Here is an 11,720-nt window from a genome sequence, read left to right on the forward strand (position 1 = left end):
GAAACCTGGGAGCGCCGCGGGTAGTCGGGTTTTGCGCGGTATCGTTGACGATTTTCGCTGGCAAGCCAGCTCCTACGGAGGAGCCGGCTTGAGAGAGGAGGTCAAAGCAAGAAGATCGTCGCCAGACCGAGGAAGATGAAGAAGCCACCACTGTCAGTCATGGCCGTGATCATCACACTGGCGCCCATGGCAGGGTCGCGACCAAGGCGTGCCAGGGTCATGGGGATCAGCACCCCCATCAGGGCCGCCAGCAGCAGGTTGAGCGTCATGGCAGCGGTCATGACCACCCCAAGGGACCAGCTGCCGTACAGCAAGTACGCCACCACACCAATCACCCCACCCCACACCAGGCCGTTGATAAGGCCCACCGCCAGCTCCTTGCGCAGCAGACGCGAAGAGTTGGCGGTACTCACCTGATCCAGCGCCATGGCCCGCACGATCATGGTGATCGTCTGGTTACCCGAGTTGCCACCAATGCCGGCCACAATCGGCATCAACGCCGCCAAGGCCACCAGCTTCTCGATGGAACCCTCGAACAGCCCGATCACACGGGAAGCGATAAATGCGGTAATCAGATTGACCGCCAACCACGCCCAACGGTTATGCAGCGAGCGCCAGACGGATGCAAAAATATCTTCCTCTTCACGCAAACCCGCCATGTTGAGGACTTCGGTTTCACTCTCTTCACGAATCAGGTCGACGATTTCGTCGATGGTCAGACGGCCGATCAGCTTGCCGTTCTTGTCGACCACCGGAGCGGAGATCAAGTCATAACGTTCAAAGGCCTGGGCCGCGTCGTAGGCATCTTCGTCAGGGTGAAAGCTCACGGTATCGCTGGCCATCAGGTCAGCAACTTTTTTCTCCGGATCGTTTACCAGCAGGCGCTTGATCGGCAGCACGCCCTTGAGAATGCCTTCGTAGTCAACCACGAACAGTTTGTCGGTATGACCCGGCAGCTCTTTGAGCCGGCGCAGGTAACGCAATACCACTTCCAGACTGACGTCTTCGCGGATGGTGACCATCTCAAAGTCCATCAGCGCGCCGACCTGATCCTCATCGTAGGACAACGCGGAGCGCACGCGCTCACGCTGCTGGCCATCGAGGGCCTCCATCAGCTCATGAACAACATCACGGGGCAGCTCAGGGGCGAGGTCGGCCAGTTCGTCGGCGTCCATCTCCCTGGCTGCAGCCAGGAGTTCGTGATCGTCCATGTCGGCGATCAGGGTTTCACGGACCGAGTCGGATACTTCGAGCAGGATGTCGCCGTCGCGATCAGCCTTGACCAACTGCCAGAGGGTCAGTCGATCATCGAGCGGCAAGGCTTCGAGAATGTAGGCCACGTCGGCGGAGTGCAGGTCATCAAGCTTGCGCTGCAACTCGACGAGGTTTTGCCGGTGGACCAGGTTTTCGACGAGGTCGTTATTCGGACCATCCTGGCGGTGCGTGAAATCTTCGACCACACGCTGGCGCTGCAGCAGCTCGATAACTTGCGCCAGGCGATCCTGCAGGCTTTCTTGTGTTTTCTTTACTTCTACTTCGGTCATAGGCGAACTCCACTCCCAGCAGCGGGGCACGCCGGAAGGATCAATCAGTCAATTCATGATTGGTAAAACGGGGTACTGAGTAACTACTGGGTAAGTCCATGGAGGTATTCCATAAGCCCCGGCGGGGCTGACGGGCGCAATGATACACCTTGCGTGTGTTTTTAACGTCAAAAAACTGGAAAGAACAAGCGCTTGCGAGCCAAAGCTGAGTATTGGCTGCACCTATCAACTGCGACGCCGCCGCGCGAATGGAAAACACATCAGAGAAGAGAAAAGATAAAAACCCACACAAACCCCAGACGGCAAAAAGCCCGCACTAGGCGGGCTTTTTGTTTGTATGGTGCACTCGACAGGATTCGAACCTGTGACCGCTCGGTTCGTAGCCGAGTACTCTATCCAGCTGAGCTACGAGTGCAGATTGTGTTTTTAGACCAGATCACAACTGGTTGAAGCCGAGCCACCTGCATTGCTGCAACTAACTCTTAAATGGTGCACTCGACAGGATTCGAACCTGTGACCGCTCGGTTCGTAGCCGAGTACTCTATCCAGCTGAGCTACGAGTGCATTTGTTGCCGCGCATTATAGGCCGTTCAATCTCTATGTAAAGCTATTTTTTCGTTTGATTTCAACAACTTAACGAAAAAACCAGATTGCAACGTACTAAGCAAATAATGGCGGAGAACGGGGGATTCGAACCCCCGACACCCTTTTGAGGTGTACTCCCTTAGCAGGGGAGCGCCTTCGGCCACTCGGCCAGCTCTCCGCAACACGGGGCGTATATTAACCACGTTCATCCCCGTTTGCAAACATAAAAAACGATAAAAATTAAAGGCTTGGTTCTTCGTCCTTCTCTTTCTTGATCCGCAGGTAGATTTCCTCGCGGTGGACCGCTACCTCTTTCGGAGCATTCACCCCGATACGTACTTGATTGCCTTTGACGCCGAGCACGGTCACGGTGATTTCGCCATCACCGATAATCAGGCTTTCTGCGCACCGACGAGTCAGAATCAGCATACCTTTCTCCTCACGCATTTCATTTCAGGAACAACAGTCTGCAAAAAAAAGGCGTTCGACCTACGACTCAATAGTCATAGCCCTAACGGCCTAAGTATTGTCGAGCGCACACAAAACACCATGCGCCCTACAAAAAATGAAAGGCGCGGGTTACCGCGCCTTCCTGGCATTGCCTCACTCGCCCTGTCGGGCCGGAGCGTCCAGCTCAAAAGCGGTATGCAGCGCGCGTACAGCCAACTCCAGGTACTTCTCCTCGATCACCACCGAGACTTTGATTTCCGAGGTGGAGATCATCTGGATGTTGATGCTTTCCTTGGCCAGGGCCCCGAACATACGGCTGGCAACGCCGGCATGGGAACGCATGCCCACACCTACGATCGACACCTTGGCAATCTTGGTATCGCCGACCACTTCACGGGCGCCAATTTCGCTCGCGGTGTTCTCCAGGATTTTCAATGCCGCATCGTACTCGTTGCGGTGCACGGTGAAGGTGAAATCGGTGGTGTTATCGTGCGAGACGTTCTGCACGATCATGTCGACTTCAACATTGGCATCGCTGATCGGGCCCAGGATCTTGAAGGCCACGCCGGGGGTGTCTGGCACGCCACGGATAGTCAGCTTGGCTTCATCGCGGTTGAAAGCGATGCCGGAAATGATCGGCTGTTCCATGGATTCCTCTTCATCAATAGTAATGAGGGTGCCCGGACCCTCTTTGAAGCTGTGCAATACGCGCAGCGGAACGTTGTACTTGCCGGCGAACTCTACCGCGCGGATCTGCAACACCTTGGAACCGAGGCTGGCCATTTCCAGCATCTCTTCAAAGGTGATCTTGTCCAGGCGCTGGGCCACGGACACAACGCGCGGGTCGGTGGTGTAGACGCCGTCCACATCGGTGTAGATCTGGCACTCATCAGCCTTGAGGGCCGCAGCCAGGGCCACACCGGTGGTGTCAGAACCGCCACGCCCGAGGGTGGTGATGTTGCCTTGCTCGTCCACACCCTGGAAGCCCGCTACAACTACCACACGGCCGGCTTTCAGATCAGTGCGGATTTTCTGATCATCGATCTGCAGGATGCGCGCCTTGGTGTGCGCGCTGTCAGTGAGAATGCGCACCTGACTGCCAGTGTAGGACACCGCCGGCACGCCACGCTTGTTCAGCGCCATGGCCAGCAAGGCGATAGTCACCTGCTCGCCGGTGGACACGATCACATCCAGCTCGCGTGGCAGCGGCTGTTGGTCGCCACTGATTGCCTTGGCCAGTTCGATCAGGCGATTGGTCTCGCCGCTCATGGCCGACAGCACCACGACCAGGTCATCCCCGGCATCGCGGAATTTCTTAACCTTGTCGGCCACCTGCTCGATTCTTTCGACAGAGCCGACCGAGGTGCCTCCAAATTTCTGTACGATCAAAGCCATTTCTAAGCCGCCTCAGCCCGTAAAGGGGCGCCTAATATCCAATCAACCAACACTGAACAGCCCGTGACTAGACCACGGGCGGGTTAACAGTGCCTTAAATACCTGCTTCGACAAAAGGCACGGTCAGGGCCAGGGCCGCGTCCAGGGCACTGGCGTCTACACCACCGCCTTGCGCCATGTCCGGACGACCGCCGCCCTTCCCGCCCACTGCCGCAGCGGCTTGCTTCATCAAATCACCGGCCTTGAGTTGGCCAGTCAGGTCTTTGGTTACACCGGCAACCAGCACGACCTTATCCTCATGGACACTGCCGAGCAGGATCACTGCGCGGCCGAGCTTGTTCTTCAACTGATCGACCAGGGCCAACAGCGCCTTGCCGTCCTGACCGTCCAGGCGTGCAGCCAGGACTTTCACGTCCTTGACGTCAACGGCTGAAGCCGACAGATCGTCACCCGCAGCGCTGGCGGCCTTGGCTTGCAATTGCTCCAGCTGTTTCTCCAGCGCACGGTTGCGCTCCAGAACGGCGGACAACTTGTCGATCAGGTTGTCGCGGCTGCCCTTGACCAGGCTGGCCGCTTCCTTGAGTTGTTCTTCAGCCGCATTCAGGTAGGCCAGTGCCGCAGCACCGGTCACTGCTTCAATACGACGTACGCCCGACGCCACACCACCTTCGCTGATGATTTTCAGCAGGCCGATGTCGCCGGTGCGATTGGCATGGATACCACCACACAGCTCAACCGAAAAGTCGCCACCCATGCTCAGTACACGCACGTTGTCGCCATACTTCTCGCCGAACAGCGCCATGGCGCCCTTGGCCTTGGCGGTCTCGATGTCGGTTTCTTCGGTTTCTACCGGGGTGTTCTGGCGTACTTGCGCGTTGACGATGTCTTCCAGGGCCTTGATCTGCTCAGGCTTGATCGCTTCGAAGTGGCTGAAGTCGAAACGCAGGCGCTGGCTATCGACCAACGAACCTTTCTGCTGGACATGCTCGCCCAGCACCTGGCGCAGCGCGGCATGCAGCAAGTGGGTGGCCGAGTGGTTCAGCGCGGTGGCATGACGTACGTCAGCATCAACCTGGGTGTCCACCGGCGCACCGACGGTCAGGTTGCCCAGTACCAACACACCGTGATGCAGGAACGCACCACCGGTCTTGGTGGTGTCGCGCACTTCAAAGCGACCGGAGGTCGAGCTCAGGAAACCACAGTCACCGACCTGGCCACCGGATTCAGCGTAGAACGGCGTCTGGTCCAGGACCACAACCGCCTCGTCACCTTCGCTCAACACATCAACCGACTTGCCGTCTTTATAAATGGCCACGATCTTGGCCGAGCCAACGGTCGCCTTGTAACCGGTGAATTCGGTGGGTACATCAACCTTGACCAGGGTGTTGTAGTCCAGGCCAAAGGAACTGGCGGAACGGGCACGCACGCGCTGGGCTTCCATCTCACGCTCAAAACCGGCCTCGTCGACGGTCAACTCGCGCTCACGGGCGATGTCGGCGGTCAGGTCCATCGGGAAGCCATAGGTGTCGTACAGCTTGAACACGACATCGCCCGGCACCACAGTGCCTTTGAGCTCAGCCAAGTCCTGTTCCAGAATCTTCAAGCCGTGTTCCAGGGTCTTGGAGAATTGCTCTTCCTCAGCCTTGAGTACGCGCTCGATGTTGCCTTGCTGTTGCTTGAGTTCCGGGAAGGCGTCGCCCATCTCGGCCACCAAGGCGGCGACGATCTTGTAGAAGAAGCTGCCAGTGGCGCCCAGCTTGTTACCGTGACGGCAGGCGCGACGGATGATACGACGCAGCACGTAGCCACGGCCTTCGTTGGACGGCAGTACACCGTCGGCGATCAGGAAACCGCAGGAACGGATGTGGTCCGACACCACCTTGAGGGACGACTGGCTTTCATTGGCACAACCAATGGCTGCAGCCGACGCGCTCAGCAGGTTGGTGAACAGGTCGATCTCGTAGTTGGAGTGAACGTGCTGCATCACCGCACTGATCCGCTCCAGACCCATGCCGGTGTCCACCGACGGCGCTGGCAGCGGATGCAACACGCCATCGGCGGTGCGGTTGAACTGCATGAACACGTTGTTCCAGATCTCGATGTAACGGTCGCCGTCTTCTTCCGGCGAGCCCGGTGGGCCACCCCAGATGTCGGCGCCGTGATCGTAGAAGATCTCGGTGCAGGGGCCGCACGGGCCGGTATCGCCCATGGTCCAGAAGTTATCGGAAGCGTAAGGCGCGCCCTTGTTGTCGCCGATGCGAATCATGCGCTCGACGGGCACCCCGATTTCCTTGGTCCAGATGTCATACGCTTCGTCGTCCGTCGCGTAGACGGTCACCCAGAGCTTTTCCTTGGGCAGCTTCAACACGCCGGTCAGGAAGGTCCAGGCGAAGGTAATCGCGTCTTTCTTGAAATAGTCACCAAAGCTGAAGTTACCCAGCATTTCGAAGAACGTGTGGTGGCGGGCGGTGTAGCCGACATTTTCCAGGTCACTGTTCTTGCCGCCGGCACGCACGCACTTCTGGCTGCTGGTGGCGCGGGTGTAGGCGCGTTTTTCCTGGCCCAGGAAGCAGTCCTTGAACTGGTTCATCCCCGCGTTAGTGAACAGCAGGGTGGGGTCATTGCCTGGGATCAAGGAGCTGGAGGAGACACGGGTGTGACCTTGCTCTTCGAAGAAGCGAAGGAAGGCTTCACGGATTTCTGCGCTTTTCATAGGTTCTTCCACGGAGGCTGCGGCCAAAGGCCAGTGCGCAACATCATCAGACGGAGCGACGGCAAAAGGCCGCATTATATCGGCCCTTTGCCGGTGGTACAGCGTGTTTATGCGATAGAGAGGTTCAATTAGACGGTCTGCACGGTCATTTGCGCGAAAATTCGACGAATGTCGCGAGCACCTGTTCGATCTGCGCCCGGCTCACATCCAAATGAGTCACCATGCGCAGACGCGGCGCAGCACTCAACTTGATCCCACGCTCGGCAGCAAACGCCTTCAACGCCTGGGCCTGGTCGCCTACCTGCACGTAGACCATGTTGGTCTGCACCGGCTCCACCGAATACCCGGCCTGGCGCAGTTCATCCCCCAACCACTGCGCGTTGGCGTGGTCGTCGGCCAGGCGTTTTACCTGGTGATCCAAGGCATAGAGCCCCGCCGCCGCCAGGGAACCGGCCTGGCGCATGCCTCCGCCGACCATCTTGCGCAAACGGCGTGCCTTGGCGATCAACGCCGTGGAGCCGCACAGCACCGAGCCAATCGGCGCACCGAGGCCCTTGGACAGGCACACCGACACCGAGTCGAAATGCTGGGCGATCTCCCGCGCATCGACCCCAAGCTTGACCGCCGCGTTGTAGATTCGCGCGCCATCCAGATGCAGGGCCAGGCCGTGTTCGCGGGTAAACGCCCGTGCCTTCGCCAGGTAGTCCAGCGGCAGCACCTTGCCCTGCATGGTGTTTTCCAGGGCCAGCAGGCGGGTGCGGGCGAAGTGGAAGTCGTCGGGCTTGATGGCTTCGAGCACGTGATTCAGATCAAGGGAGCCATCCGCCTGCACTTCCAGCGGCTGTGGCTGGATCGAACCCAGCACCGCCGCGCCACCGCCTTCGTATTTGTAGGTGTGGGCCTGCTGGCCGACGATGTATTCCTCGCCGCGCTCACAATGGGCCATCAGCGCCAGCAGGTTGCTCATGGTGCCGGTGGGCACGAACAGCGCGGCCGCAAAGCCCAGGCGCTTGGCCAGTTCGGCCTCCAGGCGGTTGACACTGGGGTCTTCGCCGTAGACGTCATCGCCGCTGACGGCGGTGGCCATGGCGTCGAGCATGCCGGCGGTGGGTTGGGTCACGGTGTCGCTGCGCAGGTCGATCACAGACATGAAACAAGCCTCGAAGGGGTTCATTAAGATTCTTATGAGGATGATTACTGCGGGCAAAGCCGCGGAATATCAAGCCCCGCGCGTTCTCAATCGAATACCAACCAAACAAACCGATATAGCTTATCGATACGGCGCTCGTGCAGTTTCTGAAAAACCATGTTAAAAACTCTCCGCCGCCAGGGTTCTGGTGGCAACGTTCTCAGGGCGGGGTGCAATTCCCCACCGGCGGTAATTGCACGCAATGTGCATAGCCCGCGAGCGCTTGGCGCCTCGAACTGCTCAGGCAGGACGGCGACAAGGTCAGCAGACCCGGTGTGATCCCGGGGCCGACGGTCATAGTCCGGATGAAGAGAGAACGGGATTGGCACCTAAGGGCCGCACGCTGGACTCATGCCTGCATGACTCAGCGGTTCGTACCCTTAAATCCCATTCGATTCATAACGCCCTGTTTTTTTCTTAAACAGGAGTCAGAACATGCAACCCACCGCAATCGACAGCAAAAGCAAAAACCATCACGGCGAGCGCGTCGCGTTTATCCAGGCCTGCTGGCACAAGGATATTGTCGACCAATCCCGCAAAGGCTTCCTCGCCGAAATGATCGCCCAGGGCTACCAGGAATCGGACATCGATTTCTTCGAAGTCGGCGGCGCCTTTGAAATGCCCCTGCACGCCAAGCTGCTGGCCAAGACCGGTCGTTACGCCGGTATCGTTGCCGCCGCGCTGGTGGTGGACGGCGGGATCTACCGTCACGAATTCGTCGCCCAATCGGTGGTCAGCGGCCTGATGCAGGTTCAGCTGGAAACTGAAGTGCCGGTGTTCTCGGTGTCCCTGACGCCGCATCACTTCCATGCCGGCAGCGAACACCACGCGTTCTTCCACGATCACTTCGTGCACAAGGGCCAGGAAGCTGCACGTACGTGCGCCGACACCCTGCACAAGGTGCGGGCGATCCGTCGCAGCGAGCCACGGGCTGTAGCGGTCTAAGCAACACTGCAAAACAAAATGTGGGAGGGGGCTTGCCACCTCCCACATTTGGATCCGGTTAAGGCTGAGATCTACGCCAACCCGGCGTCCGTGGTCGGCACAATCAATATCCCCGCCCGCAAACCATTCTTCACCTTCGGGTTGGGGAAGATGATGCGCGCCCCCTCCTCCTCGATCACCCAACGGGTCTTGGCCACGTCTTCGGCCAGCAGATAACCCTTTTCCAATTCCGAAAAGTTTTCCACGTCCGCCGGCAAGTGCAACAGGAATGCGTCGCTGTGCTTGATGATTTCCCGCGACACGGCGAACAGTTTCAACCCGTCCAGGCTATCAGTCTCAGGCTCGGTACCTTCGATGATCTGCTTGAGGCGCAGCTCCAGGCGGGAAACATTCACGCCCTGGTTCTGCCCGAAGGGCCGCGCCTTGCCTAGTTCCAGGGTAAAGGCCTCGGCCTCCAGCTGCTCGTAGGTAAACGCGGTGAACGTAATCGAGGCCTTGTTCTGCAGCAGCACCGCCTCCATGCCGGCAGCGTTCAGGCGCGCCAGTTCGTGGCGTGAATGCTGGCGCCCCTCTTTCCAGGGGTACAGGGCGAACTGCTCGATCTTCGAACCACGAATAGCCGTGTGCAGATCGTAATGCAGGCGCGAACGGCCAGGCTGGCTGAAGAAGCTGCGGGCCAACTGTTCAAGCTCGGCGGCGCGCATGGCTTCGGGGCCGATGTTTTTTTCGTGACGGCCGTTGAACAGCCGGTTGACGTCCAATTCAAGGTAACGCTCACCGCGGCGCATGGCCTCGGGGTTGCCGAACAGGAACAGAATACGGGTGCGGGGTTTGATCTCCCCACGGGCGATGCCATGCAACAGGCGGTCGAGCAATTCGATCGGCGCGGTTTCGTTGCCATGGATGCCGGACGACAGCAGCAGGTCGCTGCCATTGTCCGTTGCTTGCGGCGGGCGCACCTCAAGTGCGCCCTCGCTGAGCCAGCGCATCTGCACGCCGTCGACAGTCAGTTGAATTTTTTGCGCCGGTTCGCGACCGGCGAGGGTCAGTTCAAGCAGTTTGCCAAGGGCGAGCATACGCAGCTTCCTTAGTGGTTGCAGCCTGGGCCGTGGACGTGATCGTCATCATCACCTTCAACGTCGGCCGGTTCCATTTCCAGTTGCAGGCTCATCAGGTTGGTGGCCAGTGGGCGCATCAGCAGGTTGGCGTATTCGGAGTCGCCTTCTTCCACATCCACACCGATCAGCAGTTGGCCACGGCCGTCGTGCTGGATCCAGATTTCCTTACCCTGCCAGACCACGGCGACGCGGGTGCAGGAGGTTTCCAGCTGGGTGCCGTCGGTGTCTTCAAGGATCAGTTGCAGGGTGTCGGTGGTCATAAATAATTCTCAGCCATAGGGTGTAAAAAGAGGTGGCGTTAATTGATCTGGAAAGGATAAACCGAGCCCAGTTTAAGGATTTGCGTCAGTTCATCCAGTGCCGTCCGGCACTCAAGCAGCAATTGCGGGTCAGCCAGGTCGGTTTCGCGCAGGCTGTCGCGGTAGTGCTTGTCGACCCATTGGGTCAGTGTGTCGTACAACGGCGCGGTCATGATAACCCCTGGGTTCACCGCTGCCAGCTCGGTTTCGTTCAAGGCCACGCGCAAGCGCAGGCACGCCGGGCCGCCGCCGTTCTGCATGCTTTGCTTGAGGTCGAAGACTTTCACTTCGCGGATCAGCCCAGCGGAGGCCGTCAGGCCTTGCAGGTAATGCCATACGCGCTCGTTGGCGCGGCATTCTTCCGGCACGATCAGCAGCATCGAGCCGTCGGCACGGGTCAGCAACTGGCTGTTGAACAGGTAGGAACGTACCGCGTCCTCGACGCTGACCTGGGCACGCGGCACACACACCGACTGGAAGTTACCGCCCAGCTTGCCCAACTTGCCCTGTAACTCGGCCAGCATCTGTTCGGTATTGAGGAAAGCATCCTCGTGATAGAACAGCACCTCGCCGTTGCCCACCGCGATCACGTCGTTGTGGAACACGCCGGCATCGATCACCGCCGGGTTCTGCTGGGCGTAGACCACGCCTTCATCCTTCAGGCCATGCAGGCGGGCGACCGCCTGGGAGGCTTCGAGGGTCTGGCGCGCCGGGTACTTCTGCGGGGCCGGGTAACGAGGGTCGAACGCGCTGCGCCCGAACACGAAAAACTCCACGCCCGCTTCACCATACTCACGGCAGAAACGCGTGTGGTTGGCCGCGCCTTCGTCGCCGAACTGCGCCACCGCCGGCAACGCGGCGTGGTGGGCAAAGTGTTTCTGGTCGGCAAACATCGCCCCCAGCACGCGGCTGGTGGTCGGGTGTTCGATGCTGCGGTGGTATTTGCAGTTGAGGTTGGCGGCGGTGAAATGCACGCGGCCATCTGCGGTGTCGGCGCTCGGGCTGACGGTGGCGGCGTTGGCCACCCACATGCTCGATGCCGAGCAACTCGCTACCAACAACGGCATGGCCTGCTTGGCCGCCTGCTGGATGACCTGAGCGTCGGTGCCGCTGAAACCGAGGTTGCGCAACGCCGCTACGTCCGGACGCTCCTGGGGCGCGAGCACACCTTGCACAAAGCCCATGTCCATCAGGGCTTTCATTTTCTGCAGGCCCTGCAACGCCGCTTCCTTGGGGTTGGAGTGCTGCTGGCTGTTGCTCTGGGACGCGACGTTGCCGAAGGACAAACCGCCGTAGTTATGGGTCGGCCCCACTAGACCGTCAAAATTGACTTCATAGGATTTCATCGGCGAGGCTCCACGAACATCTGTTTTTATAGGCTTCAAAAGTCTTCAACACACCACAAATCCAGTGTGGGAGGGGGCTTGCTCCCGATGGCGGTGTGTCAGTCACCTGATTGATCAACTGACAGACTGCTATCGG

9 protein-coding genes, 3 tRNA genes and 1 riboswitch are annotated in these 11,720 nt (G+C 59.2%); of the genes, 1 reads left to right on the top strand and 11 read right to left on the bottom strand.

Annotated features, from left to right (window positions below; translation table 11 throughout):
- Positions 1–101: 101 nt before the first annotated feature.
- The 8 genes from mgtE to ltaE all read right to left on the bottom strand — a co-directional run bounded on the left by mgtE (position 102) and on the right by ltaE (position 7,837).
- Positions 102–1,544, bottom strand: coding sequence for a magnesium transporter (mgtE, locus tag J1G35_RS23280; RefSeq protein WP_053140068.1), 1,443 nt, complete (start codon positions 1,542–1,544; stop codon positions 102–104).
- Between the two features lie 338 nt (positions 1,545–1,882).
- Positions 1,883–1,959, bottom strand: a tRNA-Arg gene (locus J1G35_RS23285).
- A gap of 72 nt (positions 1,960–2,031) precedes the next feature.
- A tRNA-Arg gene (locus J1G35_RS23290) sits at positions 2,032–2,108 on the bottom strand.
- A gap of 108 nt (positions 2,109–2,216) precedes the next feature.
- Positions 2,217–2,307 (bottom strand) — tRNA-Ser (locus J1G35_RS23295).
- 62 nt (positions 2,308–2,369) lie between these two features.
- Complete coding sequence (csrA, locus tag J1G35_RS23300; protein ID WP_003175645.1) at positions 2,370–2,558, bottom strand: carbon storage regulator CsrA; 189 nt, start codon at positions 2,556–2,558, stop codon at positions 2,370–2,372.
- 174 nt (positions 2,559–2,732) lie between these two features.
- Entirely contained in the window at positions 2,733–3,974 is a 1,242-nt protein-coding gene (locus tag J1G35_RS23305) for an aspartate kinase (RefSeq protein ID WP_053140066.1), read from the bottom strand.
- A 94-nt stretch (positions 3,975–4,068) separates the two neighbouring features.
- Positions 4,069–6,687, bottom strand: a complete 2,619-nt coding sequence (gene alaS, locus J1G35_RS23310; protein ID WP_053140064.1) for an alanine--tRNA ligase — start codon at positions 6,685–6,687, stop codon at positions 4,069–4,071.
- Between the two features lie 145 nt (positions 6,688–6,832).
- A complete protein-coding gene (ltaE, locus tag J1G35_RS23315; protein ID WP_223016121.1) occupies positions 6,833–7,837 on the bottom strand; it encodes a low-specificity L-threonine aldolase in 1,005 nt (334 codons plus the stop codon).
- Positions 7,838–8,028: 191 nt separating this feature from the next.
- A riboswitch (FMN riboswitch) is annotated at positions 8,029–8,198 on the top strand.
- 113 nt (positions 8,199–8,311) lie between these two features.
- Here ltaE and J1G35_RS23320 point away from each other — a divergent pair.
- On the top strand, positions 8,312–8,821 hold the full coding sequence (locus tag J1G35_RS23320) for a 6,7-dimethyl-8-ribityllumazine synthase (RefSeq protein WP_016979790.1): 510 nt from the start codon (positions 8,312–8,314) through the stop codon (positions 8,819–8,821).
- A 71-nt stretch (positions 8,822–8,892) separates the two neighbouring features.
- Here J1G35_RS23320 and astE read toward each other — a convergent pair whose 3' ends face one another.
- From astE to astB, 3 genes are read right to left on the bottom strand one after another with little or no spacing between them, the layout of a single operon-like run.
- Positions 8,893–9,897 (bottom strand): succinylglutamate desuccinylase, encoded by a 1,005-nt coding sequence (gene astE, locus J1G35_RS23325; protein WP_223016122.1) that lies wholly within the window; start codon positions 9,895–9,897, stop codon positions 8,893–8,895.
- Positions 9,898–9,908: 11 nt separating this feature from the next.
- The gene (locus J1G35_RS23330; protein ID WP_053140059.1) at positions 9,909–10,199 is read right to left on the bottom strand and encodes a hypothetical protein; all 291 of its coding nucleotides are present in this window, start codon (positions 10,197–10,199) and stop codon (positions 9,909–9,911) included.
- Between the two features lie 38 nt (positions 10,200–10,237).
- On the bottom strand, positions 10,238–11,584 hold the full coding sequence (gene astB, locus J1G35_RS23335; RefSeq protein WP_223016123.1) for an N-succinylarginine dihydrolase: 1,347 nt from the start codon (positions 11,582–11,584) through the stop codon (positions 10,238–10,240).
- Between the last annotated feature and the right edge of the window lie 136 nt (positions 11,585–11,720).

Origin of the sequence: Pseudomonas sp. SH10-3B, from assembly GCF_019891415.1 — a bacterium.
In the GTDB taxonomy this organism is placed as follows: domain Bacteria; phylum Pseudomonadota; class Gammaproteobacteria; order Pseudomonadales; family Pseudomonadaceae; genus Aquipseudomonas.

Coding starts and splice junctions, on each gene's coding strand:
- mgtE (WP_053140068.1), bottom strand. CDS start 1,544: ATGACCGAAGTAGAAGTAAAGAAAACACAAGAAAGCCTGCAGGATCGC.
- csrA (WP_003175645.1), bottom strand. CDS start 2,558: ATGCTGATTCTGACTCGTCGGTGCGCAGAAAGCCTGATTATCGGTGAT.
- J1G35_RS23305 (WP_053140066.1), bottom strand. CDS start 3,974: ATGGCTTTGATCGTACAGAAATTTGGAGGCACCTCGGTCGGCTCTGTC.
- alaS (WP_053140064.1), bottom strand. CDS start 6,687: ATGAAAAGCGCAGAAATCCGTGAAGCCTTCCTTCGCTTCTTCGAAGAG.
- ltaE (WP_223016121.1), bottom strand. CDS start 7,837: ATGTCTGTGATCGACCTGCGCAGCGACACCGTGACCCAACCCACCGCC.
- J1G35_RS23320 (WP_016979790.1), top strand. CDS start 8,312: ATGCAACCCACCGCAATCGACAGCAAAAGCAAAAACCATCACGGCGAG.
- astE (WP_223016122.1), bottom strand. CDS start 9,897: ATGCTCGCCCTTGGCAAACTGCTTGAACTGACCCTCGCCGGTCGCGAA.
- J1G35_RS23330 (WP_053140059.1), bottom strand. CDS start 10,199: ATGACCACCGACACCCTGCAACTGATCCTTGAAGACACCGACGGCACC.
- astB (WP_223016123.1), bottom strand. CDS start 11,584: ATGAAATCCTATGAAGTCAATTTTGACGGTCTAGTGGGGCCGACCCAT.